Consider the following 21,907-nt stretch of genomic DNA (forward strand, 5'->3'; position numbering starts at 1 on the left):
TTCACTTGATAAAATTTGCAACATTATGCCATCTTTAAAGTGTTTGTTTAGGTTAACAAGTTAGTTTAGTTATTCGTTTAAGTAATAAAAGTTGCTGACATTGGTATACGATGTAATAGTTAGCTTTTGAGATAACCATAGAGCTATACGGCTAAGGGATATGTATGAACTCAACGATAGTGCCAACCCACCCAAATCCGATTCACTGGACACTTTCGTTTTCTGGGGTATTTACTGAGTTTCGTTCCCTTGCCATTTTACTTGAGAGAACCGGTGCGGTGTCTCATTGGGCTGTTGTGCTTAATCATGGTGAAGGACTTTATGTAGAAGAGGGGATCATCAAATCAATGACGCCCGCTTCTTTTGCCTCCTTAGAGTGGTTTTCAGTCTCAGAAACGGTTTCTCTAGGCGTTCCATTATATGTTGATGCAAATATCGTCCATGAATCTTTACCTTTGATTAAGGCACTTTTAAACACAGCGACTCCTGCCTGCCATGCTAATAGCGAAGTGGTTAACTCCTTTGCTATGGCGGATGATTTTCCTTTTATCGTCGCTATGGTCGGCAAAGACTTAAGATACCAATATATTAACAATCATTATGAACGAGTCTTCAAACGGTCCAAAGAAAGCGTCATCGGTAAAACAATTGCTGAAATCATAGGCGTTGATCAATTTGAGCAAGTGAAACCTGATATTGAGAGGGCATTAGGCGGTCAACCAGCGGAAGCTCAGATTTCTGCTCGCGTTCCAAACGTTACTGGGGGGGTTAATTATTATCATGTGGTCTGCTCTTTCACACCATATTTTATAAGCGGTGAAGTGTTTGGGTTATACGTTTGCATTAGTGATCAAACACCTCTAAAACGTATCACGTTAGCTTTAAAGCAATTTCATGAAATCACAACAGACGTAAACATAGCTCTTTCAGAAAAAATTCAGCGAGTATTAAAACTTGGTTGTCATATTCTCAATTTACCGATAGGAATAGTCAGTCATGTTGATGGGGATATGTACGAAGTAGCTTATAGCTTTGGTGGACCTGATAAAGGTACCGTTTTTAATTTAGGTGAATGCTACTGTGTACATACTCTTAGTAGGGATCAAGTAACTGGTTTTTATCATGCAAGCCAAAGCGAGATCGCGACACATCCCTGCTATCAAAATTTTAAACTTGAATCATATTTAGGTGTTTCTCTGAAAATAGGTGGCCACACGTGGGGAACATTAAATTTTTCCAGTGCGCAAGCTAGACATAAAGATTTCAATGATGATGAGTATGAGCTTGTAAAGCTACTGGGACAATGGCTTCAAAGTGAATTATCAAAAGAACAAGAAAGAAGGGTGTCTCAATCAGCGCAAAAACAACACAGATTGATACTAGAGTCAGTTCATGATGGCATCGTTGGCCTTGATGAAGCGGGTTATATTATTTTTGCTAATCCCGCCGCTGCACAGTTAGCTCAAATGGACTTAGAAAGCTTAATTGGAAGACCTGTAGGTAGCTTATTGCACGATAGCTTATCTTTAAGCGCCCATCTCATAGCTGAAGAAAATCCTATTAAATCCGCTATACGCAACCGTCAAAAGCTTAATGGTGAAGTCGCTACCTTCTACAAAAATGAAGGCGAAACTTTTCCTGTTAAGTATTCTTGTACACCGGTCAATGATGAACAAGATAATTTGGCGTGTGTTCTTGCATTTCATGACATTTCAAAACAAAAGATAGCTGAGAGTGCCTTACATCAACAAATGGACTTGTTCCGTTCGTTGTTCATGCACGCACCAGAAGCAATTGTTGTAACGGATAACAAGCGTAAAATTGTTATGGTGAACCCTCATGCACTTGAATTGTTTAAATATAAAGAAGAAGACTTAATTGGCAAAACTCCTGAGTTCTTGTATGCATACAATTCTGATTCACAGAGTATGTCCCAAGCGTACGTAGATGAAAGTATGCCTGAGTTGGCAGAGTATAGAATGTCTTATCGAAAGGCTGATGGTACGGAATTTGTTGCGGAGAATGTTCGAAGTAAAATTAAAGATGAGGCTGGCGCTTTCAAAGGATACATCATACACGCTCGCGATATTACATCTCGTTTAAAAATTGAGTCTGAGGTGACTAAGGTACAGAACCGCTTAAGTGTGGCAACAGACTCAGCAGGGATTGGAGTATGGGAGATGGATATCCAGCGGGCTTCTCTTATTTGGGATCAGCGAATGTTTGATTTGTACGGTTTAGCATACCGTGAAGGTCCCGTCGATTATAAAGAGTGGGAATCTTTTATTCACCCTGAAGATTTAGAGCGAGTTCAAACAGAATCAGATTTAGTTATTGATACTCAGCAAGATCTTGATATCGTATTTAGAATTCAAAGATTAGATGGGGAAATCCGTTATATAAATGCTAATGCTAGGACTGCATTTAATAGTCAAGGTCAAGCGTCATATCTGTTTGGAACTAACATTGATGTCACTGAACGCTATGTAACCGAATCTATTCTAAAAGAGGCGCGTGAAGAAGCCATTAGAGCGAGTCAAGCGAAAAGTAACTTTCTTGCCACTATGTCCCATGAAATCAGAACCCCTTTGAATGGGGTGCTAGGTATGGCTGAAGTTCTATCAGGGACCGAGCTTTCAAAGCAGCAAGAGAATCATTTAAATATCATTCGCAGCTCTGGTGAGAGTTTATTAGAATTGATTAATGAAATATTAGATTTCTCAAAAATAGAAGCAGGTCACTTTTCCCTAGAAGAAATTGATTTTGACTTGGAGGCGCTTGTTTATGATTTATCGCGTTTGTTAGTAATAAAGGCGGAATCAAAAGGCATTGAACTATTAGTCGAATACAACCTTCCAGATGTCTCTTTTGTAAAGGGTGATCCTTATCGAATACGTCAAATTCTTACCAATTTAGTTGGGAATGCGATAAAGTTCACCGAGCAAGGTCAAGTGATTATTCGAGTTGAAAGCGAATATGGTGCAGCAGGTTACGAGATACATGTTGATATTAGCGTCATTGATACCGGCATAGGAATAAGTAAACGAGCCCAAGAGCAACTGTTTAATGCTTTCACCCAAGCAGATAATTCTACTACCAGAAAGTTTGGCGGGACTGGTCTTGGATTAGCCATTACGAAACAATTAGTAGAGTTGATGGGGGAGGGATCACTGTTCACAGTGCGCCAGATGAAGGCAGTACTTTTAAAGTCTCCTTGCCGCTTAAATTGTCTGAGAAAACTGACGAGGTTGATATAGTTTTAGCACCTGATACTTTTGAGAAAGTACTTGTTGTTGATGACAACCCAACAAATCTATCCATTCTTAGAAACCAACTGCAACAATTGGACATAGAAGCAGAGTTTCAACACAACCCACTGATTGCATTAGATAATTTAGTGAATGCAGCCATTTCTAATAAGCCTTACGATCTGCTGATATTGGATTATCTAATGCCTGAGATGGATGGCATTAAGTTAGCGGAGATGTTGGCGGAACTGAGTCCAAAGGATTGCTTGCCTCACATTGTTATGATCTCTTCTGCTGGAACACTGGCGCGAAATGATTTGAAACAAGCCAATATTGATGTGTGTCTCAATAAGCCTGCGAGCATACGAGATATAAAAGCAGGTCTTGAAAGTATTATAAAAATGCCATTGGCTAAAAGTAGAATTATTGACCAAAGTTATTCTGTGTTTGCTGTTAATAACCCAACTCAGCAGGATGTCTATATCCCTCCAGCTAAGATTCTTGTTGTGGAGGACATGAGGGCTAATTTGTTAGTCGTTAAAGGTATTTTAGCGCCGTTTGATCTGACTATTGAAACTGCCGAAAATGGCCAAGAGGCAATAGAAAGATGGCAGGCTACAAATCCGGACTTAATTCTTATGGATTTGCATATGCCGGTGATGGATGGTTTAACTGCAATCCAAGAAATTCGGAAAATGGAAGCTTCTACAGGAAAGCGAGTTCCTATCTTAGCGCTAACAGCAGATATACAAAAGGAACGTATTCAAGCAGTGAATGATATTGGTGGAGATGGCTATATAACCAAACCCTTTAGAGGCAGCGAATTGGTTCGTACCATTGCTGGCTGGTTAAATATTGATGCTGCTTTGGAGGCTGAAGAGGAGGCCTTAACGATTATGTCAACAAGTGATGTTTTAGATGATTCTGTTCTTAACGGTCTGCAAGAAATTCTAGGTGATCAAGTGCAAGAAGTTGTGCTTGCTTTTCAGCAAGACGCAGATCGTATTATCGAAGAGATGGAGGGGGCGTTGGCTAATAATAGCTCTTCCGATGCCTATTATCGTCCCGCACACAGCTTAAAGTCTGTGAGTGCGAACGTTGGGGCAATACGGTTAAATCATCTTGCGAAGGTCATGGAAGAGCAGGCTAAAGTTGGCGCGATAGACTCTCCCCAAACTCAAGTGCAAGTCATAAAGAGCGAAATGGTCAACTTAATAGGCGCTCTTAAGTCTCAAGGATGGCTTAAATGAATATGTTGATCGCCGAAGATTCGGCTTCGGATCGAATGCTTCTAAGGCTCCATTTAGAGAAGCTGGGCCACTGTGTTAGAGAAGTGAATAATGGGGTTGAATTGGTTAACTACTTTTATGAAAACTCTAAAGACCTTGATGTTGTAATAGTGGATTTAAATATGCCAGAAAAATCTGGTGTTGAGGCGGTTACAGAGATCCGAAAATATCAAGGTTCCTATGCAGCTAATTGGGTGCCGATTATCTTTTTGAGCGGATCTGATACAGATGTGGATATATTACGTTGTATAGAGGCAGGGGCGGATGCTTATCTAACCAAGCCAATTCAACACAAAGTGCTGTTGGCTAAAATAATTGCCGTCACTCGTTTAGCCGAAATGAGAAAAGAGCTGTTGAACGCTAATGCCCGACTAGAGGCTTTATCGACGACGGATTATCTGACAAATTTGCCAAATAGGCGCGCATTTGAGCAACGTCTTAGGGATGAAATGGCGAAAGCTCGCAGGCATGATCAGATGTTGAGTGTTGCTATATTGGATATTGATCATTTTAAACAAATCAATGATACCTACGGTCACGATGCCGGCGACTTGATTTTACGAGAAGTGTCGAAACGGCTAATGGCTTCTCAACGAAGTGGTGATGTATTTGGGCGCATTGGGGGGAGGAGTTTGGGCTTATTCTGCCCCATACCAACGCAGAAGAAGCCAAGATTGCTTGCGAACGATATCGTGAAGTGCTTTCAGCGGAAAACTATGATTATGATGGTCATATAATAAGGCTTACGGTAAGTGTTGGCGCGTGCAAGTACGATAATGATATCAATCAGCTTGAGTTGATTAAACGGGCTGACGTAGCGTTATATATTGCTAAAAATACTGGCCGAGACAAAGTGGTTATCGAAGGTTACTAACTGATTGCTACTTCTATTATTTCGTTATTTGCATCTACTTCAAACGTAAAAAAACCGAGCGGGATAAATGCTCGGCTTTCTAGTATCTGGGGCAATGGTTTTGCCACTTACCCCAGTTTCAAACCAACGTTGCGGGGGTTATGCAACGTTCGCCTGTTCTGAAGCACTCACTTTTTGGTTCACTGTTGCAAGTACTGCTTGGATGGAAGCAGAAACAATGTCGTTATCAATGGCTACGCCGTTGTAACGCTCTCCATCGATGTTTGCTTGAATGTACGCAATCGCTTGTGAATCACTGCCGACAGTTAAAGCGTGTTCTTGGTACTGAACAATGTCTACTCGAATGTTGAACTGTTCACTTAGCGCACTGGTAAAGGCTGACAATGCACCATTGCCTTCACCTTGTACTGAAATATTGCCGTCTTTATGGGTTAGCTCAGCGGAGACGCTGTCACGGTCTTTCTTGCTAAGCTCGTAGTTACCCAATGCGTATGGCGCAGAAGCCGTCATGAAGTTTTCTTCAAATAGGCGTTTCATGTCCGCAGCTTCAATAACGCCACCATCTTCTTCTGAGAAGCTCTGAACGATTGGGCTTAGCTCAACTTGCAACCAACGTGGTAAAGCCAAGCCGTACTCTTGCTCAAGTGCAAAGGCAACGCCACCTTTGCCTGACTGGCTGTTTACGCGGATAACTTCTTGGTAGCTACGGCCGATATCGCGAGGGTCAATTGGCAAGTAAGCCACATCCCAAGGATTATCATCTGTTTGATTCGCCAAACACTTCTTAATGGCGTCTTGGTGAGAACCTGAGAATGCCGTGAATACCAATTCGCCAGCGTAAGCATGACGTGGGTGAACAGGCAATTGTGTGCATGATTGAACAACGCTGATCACGCGGTCCATGTCAGCAAAGTTCAATTCAGGGTTAACGCCTTGGCTGTACATGTTCATGGCCATGGTCACAACACACATATTACCTGTACGTTCACCGTTACCAAGTAAAGTTCCTTCAATACGGTCTGCACCTGCCATTAAGCCAAGTTCTGCTGCCGCTACACCACAACCACGGTCATTGTGCGTGTGTAAGCTAACGATGATGCTGTCACGGTTCTTAACTTTTCGACAGAAGTATTCAATTTGGTCAGCAAAGCGGTTAGGTGTTGTCACCTCAACGGTGGCTGGCAAATTGATGATGCATTTGTTTTCTGGTGTCGGTTGCCATACATCGATCACGGCATCACATACTTCAACCGCAAAGTCAGTCTCAGTACCTGTGAAGCTTTCTGGAGAGTATTGGAATACCCACTCTGTTTCAGGATGTTTGGCTGCGTGCTCTTTAACGCACTGAGCGCCTTTAACAGCAATATCTTTGATGCCGTCTTTGCCTAAGCGGAATACTTGCTCACGCTGAGTCTTAGACGTTGAGTTGTATACGTGTACAACGGCTTTCTTAGCACCTTTCAGCGATTCGTAAGTACGCTCAATCAATTCTGGGCGTGCTTGGGTTAATACTTGAATGTACACATCATCAGGTACTTGATCTTCCTCTACTAACCAGCGAACGAAGTCAAAATCTAACTGAGATGCAGCAGGGAAGCCTACTTCGATTTCTTTAAAGCCTACATCCACAAGAAGTTTAAAGAATTCTTTCTTTTGGTCCACAGTCATTGGTTCAACCAGTGCTTGGTTGCCGTCACGCAGGTCAACACTCGCCCAAATTGGTGCGGTTGTGATTTCTTGATCAGGCCAAGTGCGGTTTTCAATCGCAACCGGCTCAAACGGACGATATTTAGTGTGATCAAAAGAACTCATATTCTTTTCCTTCCATAAGTAGATTGGCTGGTAGCCTTTTTAGTTCGGATGCGGTTAGCATCATTCGACAAGAAATAGTGTATCTAAATTTTATCGGAAAATGATTGCGTTTTACTCATTTTTTTGGCCATATCTTAGAATAAAATTGCTTAAATTTATAAAAATCAGGTCAACGGTGGCTTAATGGTTCAGTTGGATAGAATTGATATTCGAATACTACAAGAATTGCAGCAAGATTCTAGCTTAACGAATCAGGAGCTGGCTGATCGCGTTGGCTTGTCGCCTTCCCCCTGTCTGCGGCGAGTCAAAGCGTTAGAAGAGAGTGGCATTGTAGATCGAAAAGTAATGTTACTTAAGCGGTCTGAGTTGGGCTTAAAATTGACGGCTTTCATTCAGATAAGCATGGATCGACACACGCCTGATCGTTTTACCGTATTTGAGGAACAGGTGAATTCATTCCCAGAAGTGCGGGCATGTAATCTTGTCACAGGGCAGAATTGTGACTACTTGGTCGAGGTCGTGGTTGAAGATATGGAAAAGTATCATGACTTCTTACTTGGAAAATTAACAAGGATTCCGGGGGTTAGTGGCGTCCAATCTAGCTTCTTATTACGTAGTGTTAAGGAAAATACTTCGTTACCACTAGGGCACTTATTATAGTTTTCCTTAGTTGTAGGATTGAAAACCTTTATAATGTTCACATATAGAACATTATTTTTTGTAAGAGAGCAGTATCAATGGATCAATTAACGGTTAAACGTCGAGTAGTGATTCCAGTTCGAGCTGGTGACGTCATGGCCGAGTTTATTTCGTTCAACGGCGATGAGAGCGGCAAAGAGCATATCGCTATTTCTTTTGCAGGTATCGCAGAAGAAAAAAATCAAACCCCTTTAGTCCGCCTTCATTCAGAGTGTCTAACGGGCGATGTATTTGGTTCGGGGCGATGTGATTGTGGTGAGCAGTTAGATGAAGCCATTGACCTAATTAATGAAGAGGGTGGTTACATTCTTTACTTGCGTCAAGAAGGGCGTGGAATTGGCCTGTATGCGAAGCTTGAAGCCTATGCATTACAGGATCAAGGCTATGACACTTACGAAGCGAACGAAATGTTGCACTTGCCTCAGGATAGTCGTGACTTTGGTATCGCGGCGCGTATGTTAAAGGCTCTAGGTGTTGATAAGGTGCGCTTGCTAACAAATAACCCTGATAAGGCTGAGCAGTTAACTCAAAATGGCGTTGAAGTCGAAGAACTGGTGCCGACGCAAGTACATGTTAATCAGCACAATCGCAACTACTTAGAAGCAAAAGTACGTCATAAGCAACACACTATCAAATTTGATTAAATTGTCGTTCTCAAATTGATTTTGTAGTACTTAGAAAAAAAGGGAGCTCATCTGAGCTCCCTTTTTGATATTGAAATGGTTAAAACTATTTCTTTTTCTTAGCTTTGCTAGCCGTTGTTTTCTTCTTGCTTGGCTTTTTCTTCGACTTAGTGACGCTTGCTGCGCGGATCTTAGTCTTTGGCTCCAAGCCTTTTATTTTACTAAAGGCAATAGGGGCTTGCATGTATCGCTGGATTTTCTCCATCATAGGCAAATCATGCATATCAACCAACGAATAGCACTCACCAGGATTTCCCTCGCGTGATGCGCGGCCAGCACGGTGGACATAGGAGTCAGCGCGGCGCGGTAAGCGAAGGTTGATGACAGTATTAATTTCCGGAAGGTCGATGCCTCGTGCAGCCACATCTGTGGCAACTAATACTTGTAAGCGTCCCTTCTTCATTTGCTTTAGGTGATCGTTACGGTCGCTTTGCTTCATTTCACCGTGAAGCCCGTCACATCGTAGGCCCCATTTACGGATGCGTTGTACCCATACATCCACGTGGTCACGATTAGAAACAAATAATGCCGCCTGCTGAACGCGTTCTTGCAATAGCAGGTGTTTGAGTAACGCTTCTTTATGGGCGTCATCGTCAACACGCAGTGCAACCTGTTTGATCTGGCTTGGGACTGTGCGCGGTGAATCCGTCAGTTGAATGGTTTCCGCTTCCTCATTTAGCAAAGAGCGAGAGAAACGACTCATTTTTTCGCCATCAATGGTCGCCGAGAACATCAATGTTTGATGTTCTTTTGGTAGTTGTTTAGCAAGATGTTTCACGGCATCAATAAAGCCCATATCAAGCATGCGGTCGGCTTCATCGATGACAAACATTGAGCAATCACTGAAGTCTAACCAGCCTTTTTCATCTAGCTCGACTAAACGACCCGGAGTGGCTACTAGAATGTCACAAGGTTCACTCAATTGCTGTTGTTGCATGCCGTAAGGTGTGCCGCCAACAATCAGTTGTAGCTTGATGCGTGTGTGAACGAGCAGTTGTTCAAATACTTGGAAAATCTGACGTGCTAGTTCACGACTAGGGGCCAGTACCAATGCTTTAGGCGCAAGGCTAGATTCTTCGTCACGATCTAAAATGTGCTGCACAACAGGTGCAGCAAACGCTAGAGTTTTGCCTGTACCGGTTGCAGCGCAGGCAAGAATGTCTTGGGCATCCATAGCAAGCGGGATTGCTTGCTCTTGGATCGGTGTCGGTTCGCTAAGCCCCATGTCTTCAATGGCTTGCGTAATGGTAAAATCCAGATCTAATTCGGAAAAGGACATGTATGCTCTCAATTAAAACGTAAATTGTGGTGTGATTGTACCATTGTCCTGTTGTAGGCGTAGGTTTCTTTCATTTAATTTCATTAATTCTTGTTAGGCATTAGACCGCTTATTGGGAATGAAATAAAATGACGAAAAATTATGAGGTTTATTTCATGCACTTAACCGAAGAGTTAGTGGTCGCCCAAACACAAAAGTGGGTCAGTTCTTTTATCGTTGCTATGAACGTATGCCCCTTTGCTAAGCGTGAAGTGGAGCGTGGCTCAGTGCGGTATGTTGTAGTGCGTTCTCGTCAAGCGACAATAGCACTTGAGGAGTTGATGGCGGAGATTAATTTTCTTGATCAAAACCCTGACGTGGAAACGACATTAATGATTTTTCCTACTATGTTTCAGGATTTCGTTAACTACTTGGATTTTGTCGATGATTCAGAAGAGTTGATGTACGAACAGGGGTGTGAAGGGGTTTACCAATTAGCAACGTTTCACCCAAAGTACTGTTTTTCGGGTGCAGAGCAAGATGATGTCAGTAACCACACTAACCGTTCGCCTTACCCTATGTTGCATATACTGCGTGAAGCGAGTTTGGAAAAAGCCATAGAATTCTATGGCGATACGGCAACCATACCTGATCGTAATATTAAATTAATGGAAGAGACTGGCCATGAGGCCTTGGCTAAACTTATGCAGCAATGCATGACACAGGCTTAAACACCGTTTACTTTTACTAGGTTGTGTGTATAGTGCGCGACCTTACTTAATTCCTTGGAGTCAATATGCCAACCAATATCGGACGCATGAACCGCTTACGCGTAGTGAAAGAAAAAGATTTCGGCGTCTACCTCGATGCAGACCAACTAGGTGAAATTTTATTGCCTAAACGTTATGTGCCCAACGGCCTGCGCATCGGTGATGAGTTGGAAGTATTTGTTTACTTAGACTCTGAGGATGAATTGATTGCCACGACCTTGGTGCCAAAAGTTCAGGTGGGCGAGTTTGCAGGGTTGCGAGCGGTTTCTGTTAACCAGGTCGGAGCATTTTTCGATTGGGGGTTACCAAAAGATCTTTTGGTTCCTTTTGGTCAACAAAAAACACGTGTCGAAGAAGGGCAAGCACATCTTCTGTTTGTTTACTTAGATCAAACAACGAACCGCATTGTTGCGACGACAAAGGTTGACCGTTTGTTGAATCGCGACGAGCCTTCTTATCGTACTGGTGAACAAGTAGACATCATTATTGGTGATCGTACTGATATTGGCTACAAGTGTATTGTAGACAGCCGTTATTGGGGCGTTTTGTTTTTTCAAGATGTCGTTGGGCGCGTGTACAAAGGTGACCATTTAAAAGCCTTTATCAAGCGTGTTCGTGAAGACGGTAAAATCGATTTAAGTCTGCAGCAGACAGGTTATAAAAAGGTAACGGGTCTGTTAGAAGAGATTATCGAATACATGGAGCAAAACGGTGGTGAAATGTCTCTAACGGATAAGAGTGCACCGGACACCATCTTCAAAACATTTAAAGTCAGCAAAGCGACGTTTAAGAAAGCACTTGGGGCGTTGTATAAAGATCAAAAAGTTATCCTAAGCAAGGATAAGACGATGCTAAAAAAATAAACAGCTCAATAGTTTTATTAGGCTGTGAGCATATAAAGCTTCTAGAACATTTCTAGAAGCTTTTTTTTATGCATTTCCAAATTGCTCTGGTCGTTTAAAGCCGCATAAAAGGTGTCTTGAATGACCGTCTGATCATTTGAGGTTTGGCGATGGAAAAAACCAGAAATGTATTCGTTCTCGGTTTTTCGATGATTACGCACGTCTTCGAACATAGAAGAGCAGTTTAGCGCGGTTAAACGAGCCACGTTTGTAATTCGATTATGTAATTGATCTTGAGATAAGTCGGATACTAACTCTGCATATTTAAATGAACTTGACTGCATAATCTGCGTAAGCTCAGCCACGGCGGCGTCAAAAATGTCTCGTAAAGGTGCTTCGAGAACTTGGCCATTTCGAACTGAAAATATAGCCGTAAGCGGGTTTATCACAGCATTGATGGCAAGCTTTTCAATCAATCTACGTTCAATGTTTTCGCACTGAACGCCTGGATATGGAAATTCTCTACCAAAGAAGTTTTCGTCCGCATCCGTTAATAGTCCAAAAAAAGTATCTCCAAGACCTGTTTTCTTGACGCGGCTAGCACTGATTTTTTGGGCGCCTTCGCTAGTGGTACCAGCCCACAAGTTCTGGTGCTTTTTTAGATGTGCAATCAAATCATGCTGCGCGCCTAAGCCATTGCACAGGGTGGCAACTAAACCTCGTTTTTTGGTGTGCTTACGAATATCTAAATAGGCAGCAACGAGATCAAATGCTTTGGTGCAAAGTAGAACCTTGGTGTATTTTCCTTCGAGCTGTTCCTTGGTAATAAAACGAATGTCATATTCTGAGCTTTGCTGAGATCCATCTTCACCTAAGTCTTCGACAGTGAGTAAGCCGCTTGGTACATCGCGACGGCACAAAACGGTAACAGGCTCACCTAGCTGACGTAACTTGCTCGCCCACAGTAAGCCGATGGCACCATTGCCGACTACTAACCACTCATCTTTTGTCATTTAAGCCTCGTATTAGAAGTTTTTTAACGGTAAGCCTGCTATTATGCCGCCCCTAAGAGTAAATATCGAATGGAGGAGGCCAAAATGCCATCTTTTGACATCGTTTCTGAGCTGGACTGGCACGAAGTAACGAACGCTGTAGACCAATCAAACCGTGAAGTTTCAACACGTTATGACTTTAAAGGAATTGATGCGAGCTTTACTGTAAAAGATAAGCAAGCTGTTGTTCTAGAAGCAAAGGCAGAAATGCAATTGCGTCAGATGATGGATATCTTGGGACAGAAATTGGTCAATCGCGGTATCGACCTTAAAACATTGGATCGTGGTCCAATAGTTGAAGGTAATTTACGTGCCACTCAAGAGATCAAGCTAAAAGAAGGTATCGATCAGGCTGAAGCGAAGAAAATCGTTAAAATGATCAAGGACAGCAAGATCAAAGTACAGGCGCAAGTTCAAGGGGAACAATTGCGTGTGACAGGTAAGAAACGTGATGATCTGCAGCAAGTGATGCAGTTATTGCGTGGCGCGGATCTTGAGTTGCCAGTGCAATTCAATAACTTCCGTGACTAATGCTGTGTGATGAACATAACAAGATTGTGTTTTCTAAGAGGTGCCTAAGGCGCCTCTTTTTGCATGAGCTTTTGACCTACCACAATCCAGCCTTCTTGTTCTAATTTCACTTTTTGTCGTGCGTAAGCATCCGTACCTTCCGTGAAACTAATCCTATGTTGGCTATTTACAACTCGATACCAGGGCAGATGAGTGTCCGAGGGCAATTTTTTTAAAATTTGCCCGACTAAACGTGCATAGCGCGCATTACCTGCTTGTCTTGCAAGTTCACCGTATGACGTGATTTCACCTTCTTCTAAGTGTGCAAGAACAAATAGAACACGTGTTTTAAATGCCTCTGTCTCTTGATTCGCCAAGAATCACCCCTAAATAGTCAAAGATACAATCAGAAAGAAAGAAGGTTACCATGCGTTTTGCATTATTGCTTTTTATATTAATTCCTGTGGTTGAGCTCTCCGTATTGATAAAAGTCGGCTCACAAATCGGAAGCTTGACCACCATTGCACTGGTGTTTTTGACCGCCATTGTCGGTATTACGTTAATTCGTCGCCAAGGGTTTGAAACCCATCGTAGTGCGCAAGAGAAAATGCGTCGAGGTGAGCTGCCAGCCTCAGAAATGGCGGAGGGTATTATGTTGGCATTCGCTGGCGTCTGTCTGTTAATTCCTGGTTTTGTAACGGATGCTATCGGTGCGCTGCTGTTGATTTCACCCTTACGAAAAGCTGTCGCTGCTAAGGTGTCTCTAGACTTCCTAAAGAGTCGCATGAATATGCGCGCAGCGTGGTATACCCGCGATACACAGGGTCATTACACAAGAGAGGATGTGATCGAAGGTGAATACCGCTCTGAAACGGAAAAAAATGATCACATTGAGAAAAAATAGTTGTTTTTTGCCCTTGAAAAAAAATGGGCTAACCGCATAAATCAATTCGATAACGAATCCCACCAGAAGAGTGGGGCTAATCCGGCCAGGGGAGTCCTGGTATTGATTAACTTTGGAGATATAGATCAATGAATATTCGTCCTTTGCACGATCGCGTTGTTGTTCGCCGTAAAGAAGAAGAAACAACTACTGCATCTGGTATCGTTCTACCAGGGTCTGCCACTGAGAAACCAACTCAGGGTGAAGTCTTGGCTGTGGGCACGGGTCGTATTCAGTCTAACGGTGACGTACGCGAGCTTGCAGTAAAAGTAGGTGATACCGTTTTATTCGGTCAGTACTCGGGACAAGCAGTTAAGCTAAATGGCGAAGAGTTACTTATCATGAAAGAAGACGAAATCTACGGCATTATCGAAGCCTAAGTCTTGTTTGTTTAATCAACGATTAGCGTAAATTAATAAATTTAGGATTAGAGAAAATGGCTAAAGAAGTAAAATTCTCAGACAGTGCACGTCAAAAAATGCTGAAAGGTGTTAACGTTCTAGCGGACGCTGTAAAAGTTACACTTGGACCAAAAGGACGCAACGTAGTTATCGAAAAATCATTCGGTGCGCCACTAGTGACTAAAGACGGTGTTACCGTTGCTAAAGAGATCGAACTTGAAGACCGTTTTGAGAACATGGGTGCTCAAATGGTTAAAGAAGTATCTTCACAAGCAAACGATGTAGCAGGTGACGGTACAACCACTGCAACAGTTCTAGCACAAGCGTTCGTTACAGAAGGTCTTAAAGCTGTTGCCGCAGGTCGTAACCCAATGGATCTTAAGCGCGGTATCGACAAGGCGACCACTGCTGTTGTTGCTGAGATCGCAAGCCTTTCTACACCATGTGCTGACACTCGTGCGATTGAGCAAGTAGGTACAATTTCTGCAAACTCTGACAGCTCAGTTGGTAAGATCATTGCTGAAGCGATGGAGCGCGTTGGTAAAGAAGGTGTGATCACTGTAGAAGAAGGTTCTGGCTTCGAAGACGAATTAGCAGTGGTTGAAGGTATGCAATTTGACCGCGGCTATCTATCTCCTTACTTCATCAACAACCAAGAAACAATGAGTGCGGAGCTTGAAAACCCATTCATTCTTTTAGTTGATAAAAAAATCTCTAACATCCGTGATTTGCTGCCTACTTTGGAAGCTTCCGCTAAAGCGTCACGTCCTTTGCTAATTATCGCAGAAGACGTTGAAGGCGAAGCGTTGGCAACATTGGTTGTTAACTCTATGCGTGGCATCGTGAAAGTTGCTGCGGCAAAAGCACCTGGTTTCGGTGACCGTCGTAAAGCAATGCTTCAGGATATCGCTATCCTAACGGGTGCAACAGTGATCTCTGAAGAAGTTGGCCTAACGCTAGAAGGTACAACGCTTGATCAGCTAGGTACTGCTAAGCGTGTTACATTGACAAAAGAAAACACAACGATTGTTGATGGCGCAGGCGACAATGCTTCTATCTCTGCTCGCGTTGACCAGATCCGTGCAGAAATGGCTAACTCAACGTCTGACTACGACAAAGAGAAGCTACAAGAGCGTGTTGCAAAACTTGCTGGTGGTGTTGGCGTTATCAAGATTGGTGCAGCGACCGAAGTGGCAATGAAAGAGAAAAAAGCTCGTGTAGACGATGCGCTTCATGCAACTCGCGCAGCGGTTGAAGAAGGTGTTGTAGCGGGTGGTGGTGTTGCACTTGTACGTGCTCTATCTAAGCTGTCTGCTCTTGAAGGCGATAACGAAGACCAAAACGTTGGTATCGCCCTAGCGCTTCGTGCAATGGAATCTCCAATGCGTCAGATCGTATCAAACGCGGGTGACGAAGCATCTGTTGTGGTAGACAAAGTGAAGCAAGGCGAAGGTAACTTCGGTTACAACGCTGCAACGGGCGTTTACGGCGACATGATTGAAATGGGTATCCTTGATCCAGCTAAAGTTACTCGTTCAGCGCTTCAAGCGGCAGCATCTGTTGCTGGTCTAATGATCACAACTGAAGCAATGATTGCCGACATCCCACAAGAAGGTGGCGCTCCTGCTATGCCTGATATGGGCGGCATGGGTGGAATGGGCGGCATGATGTAGTGCGACGAGAGTCGTGAGGTCGCTAACCTAGCTGGCTACGTCCGTAGTGTATACTAACATAGTATACACTATCTTCCAGCTAAAATAGTAGTCGAAAAATCCGCTGATCGGATTGCACAATCCGATCAGCGGAACTTCCTTCGGGAAGTTTTCGCCTGATTGCATTCGTGTAATCAGTACCTTCCAATCGGGCTTATTAGCCCACTGCATGAGACCTTCCGTAATTTGTACAGTGGTACAAGTTGCCAAAAGGTGCGTTACACACCCCTTTGCAAATGTAATACAAGTTGTCGATTGTGCTTAAGCAACATCTACAACGGGCTGGTTATATCTATAGCCCACAAAAAGAGGTGTGGAGTTCTGGAATTTACTTGCCGAGAGGCACGATCTGGGTTTGAAGATGGCTATGCGACTTCGGGCGCAAGCTGTTTTGGTTATTGTCTCACCACGAAAGTGGCAGGAGACCTGTTATGCAACTAACAGTAGCCTAGGGATAATGCGGAACTGGTAACGGTTCGGTGTGAAGCTTCCTGACAATGTACCTCCGCGCTTGCGCGGTGTGACCATCGTGAGATGTCACATAATCAAACAGCAATGGTTTGGTTGAGGGCTAGGCTGGACAATAGGGTTAACGAAAGTGAACTGCTGATAAACACCGTCAGCCGCAATGAGCGAAATATTGCTGTTACGCTCTGACCAAAAGGTACGTGGTTGGCTGTCCTTTTTACATCTGAGGACACGTTGCCAATGAACCACCGGTGGACAGGCAGAACCTAAGTTGTTCGTGTAACTAAAACGGAACTCGGTAAGCCCAATTATTCGCCTTTGATTAGGCAGGGAGGTCGTGAGGCCAACTGTTGAGTAAGTGGGTAGAGGAGGTTGGAAAAAGCGAAGGTCAAACTGTAATGGTTTGGATAGGGGTTCAAAATTTGCCCCAACTGGAAACAGTGCAGACTTCTGACTGGTCTTTAATCGTGTGAAGGTAAGTAAAGCCTTTACTCCCCCTAATGGGCGAAGCCTCCCATTGGGGCTTCCTTCTATTACGGGGTGTAGAAGGAGGGCAAGATGAGATTAGAAGTTAAGGCGACTAATTCTGCATCCTTCAACAAGGATCAAAACTGGCATTCCATTAATTGGGAAACAGTGACGGTCACTGTGAAAGGGCTACAGATTAGGATCGCGAAGGCAGCGAAAGAAAAGCAATGGCGGAAAGTAAAGCAACTCCAACGTATGTTGGTGCGCTCATATTCTGCTAAAGCGATTGCCATTAAGCGTGTCACTGAGAACCGCGGTCGTAAGACAGCGGGGATCGATGGTGAGACTTGGGATTCTCCCAAAAGCAAATGGTCTGCAATGTTTCGGCTAACCCCAAAAGGTTACAAACCGAAACCACTGCGTCGGGTTTATATTCCCAAAGCGAACGGCGGTCGTCGTCCGTTAGGGATACCGACTATGTTGGATCGGGCTATGCAGGCTTTATACCTGTTGGCGCTGGAACCTGTTAGTGAAACGTGGGCGGATCGAAACTCGTATGGGTTTCGTCCATTGCGCTCTGCGGCGGATGCGATCGAACAACTGTTCGTGAACTTAAGTCGGAAGTCATCTGCGCAGTGGGTGCTGGAAGGGGATATAAAAGGTTGTTTCGACAACATTAGTCACGATTGGTTGATACAGAATGTTCCTTTGGACAGGAAGATCGTCAAGAAATGGCTAAAGGCGGGTTACATGGAATCGGGACGAATTCATGACACCGACGCGGGTACTCCACAGGGCGGAATCATTTCTCCGTTACTGGCTAATTGGGCACTCGATGGGTTGGAAAGTGTTTTGCAATCTCATTTTGGGAAGAAGGACACTAAAGCGGCCTATAAAACGAAGGTGAACTATGTGCGATATGCGGATGACTTTGTTATCACGGGTATCTCCAAGGAGTTATTGGAAGAAAGAGTGAAACCAGTGGTTGAAGCCTTTATGGCGGAACGCGGGCTAACGCTTTCTAAAGAGAAAACCTTGGTCACGCACATAGAGCGTGGATTTGATTTTCTTGGTCAGAACCTCAGGAAATACAACGGCAAGTTCTTGAACAAACCGTCGGCTAAAAACCTGAAGAATGTGCTGGCTAAGATAAAGGATGTTTTCGTGCGTTACAAAACGGTGCCTGCTTGGTTATTAATCACTAAGCTGAATCCAATCGTTCGTGGTTGGGCTAACTACCATAAAGGTGGGGCGTCGAAGGAAACATTCAAATATCTCGATTACCGTATTTGGAAAATGCTGTGGCAATGGTGCAAACGCCGTCACTCTAATCGCCAAAAGCGATGGGTAGTGAAAAAATACTTTATGACTGTTGGAAAACGGAAATGGGTATTTTTTGGCAACTCTCCTGATAAGGGGGTAGTAAACCTTGTTTATACCTCCGATACGGCCATTAAACGCCATACGAAAATTAAAGGAGAAGCAAATCCTTATGACCCGAACTATGAGCTGTATTTCGAGCAACGCTTGGAATATGTCCTCAGAAATTCAGAGATGGGAATGCGCAAAGCCTTTACGTTGTGGAAACGACAGCAACGACGTTGTCCGTGTTGCAACCAACTTATAACGCCGGAAACAGGGTGGAACATTCACCATGTGGTCGAGCGTCATCGGGGCGGAAGCGACAATCTGGATAACTTGCAGTTGTTGCATCCTAATTGTCATAGGCAAATACATAATGGTTGAATTTATTTTAATCGAATGGTTGAAATTTAAACTGGTGACCATATGTATGTTTTTATGTTCAGGTGTTTGTGCAATACGGGCTGCGCCTGCCGAAGATCGCCGTATGAGGAGGGCGATGATCGAAGTGAGATTAGCCACTCACAGAAGTCAGACCATCTTCAAAATTTATTTTGGGGCTACTCTTTAATAAGGTGATTTTATGAGCAATGAATTATTAGCAAAAATTTATGAGGGTAAAGCTAGTGGTTTTTCTTTAATAGAACTTGCTGCCTGCAAAGTTCTAAGAGATCAAGGAATGATTTCATGTAAAGAATCTCGGCTAGACAATCCTGATAGGGCAGCGATGCCGGATATAGTTGAAGCAAGGCTAACTGAGAAGGGAATGATTGAATTGTTCGTTGAGCAAAAATATGTCTTTCTTTCAAAGGATGAGATCAAACACTTTCTTACTAAAATAAAGTCAAGAAGGATTGAGGAGATAGATAAAAAAGTTATTGATTATCTAACTCTTTTGGAGCTTGTTGACAATATTGATGCCTCTGTAATAGGAGGCAATGTAAGTATTTGTCTTAGTGTGTCTTCATCAGGAGAATCCTTTCTTGCATTGCAATGATGCTGCCGGTCTAGTTCGCTAGCCTTCTAAAGGCTTGAGCCGTATGCGGTGAAAATCGCACGCACGGTTCTTAGGGGAGGGGCGGTCAGTAATGACTGCTCCTTACCCGACGCCCTAGGGATTACATTAGCTTCTTATTTTTAGCTATAAATCTACGAAAAACCCTGCTTCTGGCAGCAATGCTGTTCACTTAAGGGGAGCAGCATTGCGATTCACCGGATAACGGGTCTTGTTTATCTTTACCGTCCTAGGTCTAGAAGGCCTAGAACGGTAGTTTATACACAACTCTCCAATACCTGATCTTAGGTGAGCTAAGCGAGTTCCTGTCTTTGATACTGGTTGTGCTTGTGCCATCACAATGAGCTGACTCGCAATATAGCAGTATGCCGCCTTAAAGCTTATTTCACTTGGGGATTTCTGATAAGCAATGGCTACTTGCCCTGCTTCACGCCTTACAACATTGTAGGCTAGTAATAAACTCCAAACCTCCTGATAAATCAGTTCCACCTTCTTGCTTCTAAGAGTGAGAGCATTATTGTTCATTGAGCTTTTGATATCTCTAAAGCCTAGTTCGATTTCCCAGCGCTCATGGTATAACTTGCTCACCATTTCTGTATTGAATTTCGCATAGGGCAAGGAAGTATAAACCGTCTTCTCAACCTTATTGATTTCATAAGTCACCGCGCGGACATCCCAGTATTCAGGTAGGCTTGAATTGCGTTTTCTAGCCTGATCTGAGACCTTCATGCGCAGTAATCTATCCCGTGAGTTGTACTGCTCAACCTCCTCATAAACCAATCCCTTACGAGCAGGGATTAACCAATGGCGATTGTCATTGTCACGATTGATGCTGAGCAAAAGGTCGGCTCCCCAAAAACCTTTATCTAGCAGTGTTACAGAGTGGTCAGGGATACGAGATACAAAGTTCTCAGCCATTCGAATTTCACCTTTGCGATAGGGACTGATTTGGGCATCAAGCATGATGTGAGACCTTGTATTCATAAGACTGACTAGCCTTAGCATAGGATAAGGTGTTTGACGGTTAGTCGAGGTGTTACCAGACCCAAAGTGCTCTCGTAACTCGGGCGTGTCAGGCGTTCGGAACAACGCACCATCAACAGCGAAAACTTGCAATCCATTCCAGTCATCTGCTGGGTAACGCTCACTTCCCCAGTGATAACCTGTTTTGCGAAATAACCACTCAAGAGGCTGGGGACCTAACCGCTGGCGAGCGGAAGAAATGCCACTTTTTGCTAGTAAACAGTCATTAGCCAAGCCTTGGGAGCAGATGTTTAAACGTCGTGCCACATCAGCAATAGGTTCATCTCTGAAGAGCGACATGCCTAACACTAACCAAAGCACCTGATCTGATGGTAATCGCCGCCTACGAATGGTTGCACTCTGAGTGAGCGTAAGGGCGGATTCGACCCATTCAACAGGGATGTTTTGAGTAAAAGTACTTTGGTCTGAGAATTGGTGTAGTTCGTCGATTTCAAGCAAGGTTTGGTGAAGAGGCATAAAAAAATCCAGTAGCCTGATGGTTACTGGATTTTAACTAATTATGCTGTTTTTTTCTTAAGTGAACAGCATTGTGCTTCTGGCAGGGTTTTTTATGTTCTTTAAATTGTTAAAGCAAATGATATTTATTATCATGTGAGTGATTTTTAAAGATGGATATTATTGGAATATGACGACTTCTCATGGGGCACTAAGTAAATCAGTTTTACTTGAGATTATTCAGTCTGAGCGATTTGGTGTGGAATATCAGCCAATCATTGAGCTCAGTACTGGTGAAGTGGTGGCATATGAGGCCCTGTCGAGATTCTATAATTATGGTGGTGAGTCGGTAAGGCCAGATTTAATATATGCATCATTGCATGAAAATCCCATCACACTGTTTCAGGTGGAATATCTACAAAAGAAGCTTCAGCTTGCGGAGTCCCCTGAAACACGCCTATTTGTAAATCTTGACCAAGATGCATTTTTTGCAACGGATGTGGAGGCTCATAACAACCCATTTATTCAGCTAATTCGTAAGCAAAAAGAATCAGAAATTGTTGTGGAGCTTATTGAGAACTCTGAGATAAACGATGCAATTATGAGCTTGTCTATGATTGAAGCATTTGATGCGTTGGGTATCGACACCGCTTTGGACGATCTTTGTCATCCGCATTCAATGATTTCTGTTTCAGTGTTGCAGTTGGTAAAGTTGGATCGATGTGTTTTGAGAATGCAGCATAATGATGTTTTTATGAAATTTGTACTGCAAATGATTCAGTTTGCTAAGATGACGGATAAAAAGATTATTTTGGAAGGGGTTGAGACGGAAGCAGACCTTCAAGTTGCTAAGATGCTGGAAGTGGACTACGTACAAGGCTATTTGTACCGCACACAATTTATTAATAAGATGCCTTAATGCCCTAAACTCTGATATTCGCCAAACCATTGATTCTAAAGCTATTGATAAATAGCGACCTGTATAAGATACTTGAACTAAACTTGTCGTCAGTTCTTAACAA

At 43.3% G+C, this 21,907-nt stretch carries 18 protein-coding genes and 1 pseudogene; 14 read left to right on the forward strand and 5 right to left on the reverse strand.

Annotated features, from left to right (window positions below; genetic code table 11):
• Positions 1 to 164 precede the first annotated feature (164 nt).
• The 3 genes and pseudogenes from ACXAC1_RS16195 to ACXAC1_RS16205 all read left to right on the forward strand — a co-directional run bounded on the left by ACXAC1_RS16195 (position 165) and on the right by ACXAC1_RS16205 (position 5,411).
• A complete protein-coding gene (locus tag ACXAC1_RS16195; RefSeq protein WP_475062785.1) occupies positions 165 to 3,257 on the forward strand; it encodes a PAS domain S-box protein in 3,093 nt (1,030 codons plus the stop codon).
• Positions 3,227 to 4,498, forward strand: coding sequence for an Hpt domain-containing response regulator (locus ACXAC1_RS16200; RefSeq protein ID WP_475062787.1), 1,272 nt, complete (start codon positions 3,227 to 3,229; stop codon positions 4,496 to 4,498). The genes ACXAC1_RS16195 and ACXAC1_RS16200 overlap by 31 nt, the downstream gene beginning before the upstream one ends.
• 2 nt (positions 4,499 to 4,500) lie before the next feature.
• Positions 4,501 to 5,411, forward strand: a pseudogene (locus ACXAC1_RS16205) (GGDEF domain-containing response regulator).
• A gap of 138 nt (positions 5,412 to 5,549) precedes the next feature.
• On the opposite strand, the gene leuA reads toward ACXAC1_RS16205, so the two are convergent.
• Positions 5,550 to 7,223: a 2-isopropylmalate synthase gene (gene leuA / locus ACXAC1_RS16210; protein ID WP_475062789.1), complete on the reverse strand. Its 1,674-nt coding sequence runs from the start codon at positions 7,221 to 7,223 to the stop codon at positions 5,550 to 5,552.
• A gap of 183 nt (positions 7,224 to 7,406) precedes the next feature.
• Between leuA and ACXAC1_RS16215 the strand changes: the two genes are divergently transcribed.
• Together ACXAC1_RS16215 and ribA are read left to right on the forward strand one after the other, a co-directional pair.
• Positions 7,407 to 7,883 (forward strand): Lrp/AsnC family transcriptional regulator, encoded by a 477-nt coding sequence (locus ACXAC1_RS16215; RefSeq protein WP_133559814.1) that lies wholly within the window; start codon positions 7,407 to 7,409, stop codon positions 7,881 to 7,883.
• Between the two features lie 77 nt (positions 7,884 to 7,960).
• Positions 7,961 to 8,566 (forward strand): GTP cyclohydrolase II, encoded by a 606-nt coding sequence (ribA, locus tag ACXAC1_RS16220; protein ID WP_475062791.1) that lies wholly within the window; start codon positions 7,961 to 7,963, stop codon positions 8,564 to 8,566.
• Between the two features lie 85 nt (positions 8,567 to 8,651).
• Here the strand turns inward: ribA and ACXAC1_RS16225 are convergent, their stop codons facing one another.
• On the reverse strand, positions 8,652 to 9,884 hold the full coding sequence (locus tag ACXAC1_RS16225; RefSeq protein ID WP_475062792.1) for a DEAD/DEAH box helicase: 1,233 nt from the start codon (positions 9,882 to 9,884) through the stop codon (positions 8,652 to 8,654).
• 155 nt (positions 9,885 to 10,039) lie between these two features.
• Here ACXAC1_RS16225 and ACXAC1_RS16230 point away from each other — a divergent pair, with 155 nt between their 5' ends.
• Both ACXAC1_RS16230 and ACXAC1_RS16235 read left to right on the forward strand, forming a co-directional pair.
• Entirely contained in the window at positions 10,040 to 10,594 is a 555-nt protein-coding gene (locus ACXAC1_RS16230) for a DUF1415 domain-containing protein (protein WP_475063850.1), read from the forward strand.
• A gap of 65 nt (positions 10,595 to 10,659) precedes the next feature.
• Positions 10,660 to 11,496, forward strand: coding sequence for a CvfB family protein (locus ACXAC1_RS16235; protein ID WP_228190984.1), 837 nt, complete (start codon positions 10,660 to 10,662; stop codon positions 11,494 to 11,496).
• 41 nt (positions 11,497 to 11,537) lie between these two features.
• Here the strand turns inward: ACXAC1_RS16235 and ACXAC1_RS16240 are convergent, their stop codons facing one another.
• The gene (locus ACXAC1_RS16240; protein WP_475062794.1) at positions 11,538 to 12,488 is read right to left on the reverse strand and encodes a ketopantoate reductase family protein; all 951 of its coding nucleotides are present in this window, start codon (positions 12,486 to 12,488) and stop codon (positions 11,538 to 11,540) included.
• Positions 12,489 to 12,572: 84 nt separating this feature from the next.
• Here ACXAC1_RS16240 and ACXAC1_RS16245 point away from each other — a divergent pair, with 84 nt between their 5' ends.
• Positions 12,573 to 13,058, forward strand: a complete 486-nt coding sequence (locus ACXAC1_RS16245; protein ID WP_475062796.1) for a YajQ family cyclic di-GMP-binding protein — start codon at positions 12,573 to 12,575, stop codon at positions 13,056 to 13,058.
• 44 nt (positions 13,059 to 13,102) lie between these two features.
• Here ACXAC1_RS16245 and ACXAC1_RS16250 read toward each other — a convergent pair whose 3' ends face one another.
• Positions 13,103 to 13,414, reverse strand: a complete 312-nt coding sequence (locus tag ACXAC1_RS16250; RefSeq protein ID WP_133559808.1) for an MGMT family protein — start codon at positions 13,412 to 13,414, stop codon at positions 13,103 to 13,105.
• Between the two features lie 50 nt (positions 13,415 to 13,464).
• Here ACXAC1_RS16250 and ACXAC1_RS16255 point away from each other — a divergent pair, with 50 nt between their 5' ends.
• The 5 genes from ACXAC1_RS16255 to ACXAC1_RS16275 all read left to right on the forward strand — a co-directional run bounded on the left by ACXAC1_RS16255 (position 13,465) and on the right by ACXAC1_RS16275 (position 19,388).
• A complete protein-coding gene (locus ACXAC1_RS16255) occupies positions 13,465 to 13,941 on the forward strand; it encodes an FxsA family protein (protein ID WP_475062798.1) in 477 nt (158 codons plus the stop codon).
• A 128-nt stretch (positions 13,942 to 14,069) separates the two neighbouring features.
• A complete protein-coding gene (locus tag ACXAC1_RS16260; protein WP_133559806.1) occupies positions 14,070 to 14,360 on the forward strand; it encodes a co-chaperone GroES in 291 nt (96 codons plus the stop codon).
• A 56-nt stretch (positions 14,361 to 14,416) separates the two neighbouring features.
• The gene (groL, locus tag ACXAC1_RS16265) at positions 14,417 to 16,054 is read left to right on the forward strand and encodes a chaperonin GroEL (protein WP_475062800.1); all 1,638 of its coding nucleotides are present in this window, start codon (positions 14,417 to 14,419) and stop codon (positions 16,052 to 16,054) included.
• 1,065 nt (positions 16,055 to 17,119) lie between these two features.
• Positions 17,120 to 18,775 (forward strand): group II intron reverse transcriptase/maturase, encoded by a 1,656-nt coding sequence (gene ltrA / locus ACXAC1_RS16270; protein WP_475062802.1) that lies wholly within the window; start codon positions 17,120 to 17,122, stop codon positions 18,773 to 18,775.
• A 199-nt stretch (positions 18,776 to 18,974) separates the two neighbouring features.
• Positions 18,975 to 19,388 carry a hypothetical protein gene (locus ACXAC1_RS16275; RefSeq protein WP_475062803.1) on the forward strand — a complete coding sequence of 138 codons (414 nt, stop codon included), beginning with the start codon at positions 18,975 to 18,977 and terminating at the stop codon, positions 19,386 to 19,388.
• A 186-nt stretch (positions 19,389 to 19,574) separates the two neighbouring features.
• On the opposite strand, the gene ACXAC1_RS16280 is transcribed toward ACXAC1_RS16275, so the two are convergent.
• Positions 19,575 to 20,906 carry an IS4 family transposase gene (locus ACXAC1_RS16280; protein ID WP_475057654.1) on the reverse strand — a complete coding sequence of 444 codons (1,332 nt, stop codon included), beginning with the start codon at positions 20,904 to 20,906 and terminating at the stop codon, positions 19,575 to 19,577.
• 169 nt (positions 20,907 to 21,075) lie between these two features.
• Between ACXAC1_RS16280 and ACXAC1_RS16285 the strand changes: the two genes are divergently transcribed.
• Entirely contained in the window at positions 21,076 to 21,804 is a 729-nt protein-coding gene (locus ACXAC1_RS16285) for an EAL domain-containing protein (protein ID WP_475062805.1), read from the forward strand.
• Positions 21,805 to 21,907 lie beyond the last annotated feature (103 nt).

The sequence above is a fragment of the Marinomonas sp. AWM4_232 genome (genome assembly GCF_056158325.1).

Excerpts from the sequence above, each read along its gene's own strand:
- ACXAC1_RS16195 (WP_475062785.1), top strand. The coding sequence starts at position 165 with ATGAACTCAACGATAGTGCCAACCCACCCAAATCCGATTCACTGGACA.
- leuA (WP_475062789.1), bottom strand. The coding sequence starts at position 7,223 with ATGAGTTCTTTTGATCACACTAAATATCGTCCGTTTGAGCCGGTTGCG.
- ACXAC1_RS16215 (WP_133559814.1), top strand. The coding sequence starts at position 7,407 with ATGGTTCAGTTGGATAGAATTGATATTCGAATACTACAAGAATTGCAG.
- ribA (WP_475062791.1), top strand. The coding sequence starts at position 7,961 with ATGGATCAATTAACGGTTAAACGTCGAGTAGTGATTCCAGTTCGAGCT.
- ACXAC1_RS16225 (WP_475062792.1), bottom strand. The coding sequence starts at position 9,884 with ATGTCCTTTTCCGAATTAGATCTGGATTTTACCATTACGCAAGCCATT.
- ACXAC1_RS16230 (WP_475063850.1), top strand. The coding sequence starts at position 10,040 with ATGCACTTAACCGAAGAGTTAGTGGTCGCCCAAACACAAAAGTGGGTC.
- ACXAC1_RS16235 (WP_228190984.1), top strand. The coding sequence starts at position 10,660 with ATGCCAACCAATATCGGACGCATGAACCGCTTACGCGTAGTGAAAGAA.
- ACXAC1_RS16240 (WP_475062794.1), bottom strand. The coding sequence starts at position 12,488 with ATGACAAAAGATGAGTGGTTAGTAGTCGGCAATGGTGCCATCGGCTTA.
- ACXAC1_RS16245 (WP_475062796.1), top strand. The coding sequence starts at position 12,573 with ATGCCATCTTTTGACATCGTTTCTGAGCTGGACTGGCACGAAGTAACG.
- ACXAC1_RS16255 (WP_475062798.1), top strand. The coding sequence starts at position 13,465 with ATGCGTTTTGCATTATTGCTTTTTATATTAATTCCTGTGGTTGAGCTC.
- ACXAC1_RS16260 (WP_133559806.1), top strand. The coding sequence starts at position 14,070 with ATGAATATTCGTCCTTTGCACGATCGCGTTGTTGTTCGCCGTAAAGAA.
- groL (WP_475062800.1), top strand. The coding sequence starts at position 14,417 with ATGGCTAAAGAAGTAAAATTCTCAGACAGTGCACGTCAAAAAATGCTG.
- ltrA (WP_475062802.1), top strand. The coding sequence starts at position 17,120 with ATGAGATTAGAAGTTAAGGCGACTAATTCTGCATCCTTCAACAAGGAT.
- ACXAC1_RS16275 (WP_475062803.1), top strand. The coding sequence starts at position 18,975 with ATGAGCAATGAATTATTAGCAAAAATTTATGAGGGTAAAGCTAGTGGT.
- ACXAC1_RS16280 (WP_475057654.1), bottom strand. The coding sequence starts at position 20,906 with ATGCCTCTTCACCAAACCTTGCTTGAAATCGACGAACTACACCAATTC.
- ACXAC1_RS16285 (WP_475062805.1), top strand. The coding sequence starts at position 21,076 with ATGACGACTTCTCATGGGGCACTAAGTAAATCAGTTTTACTTGAGATT.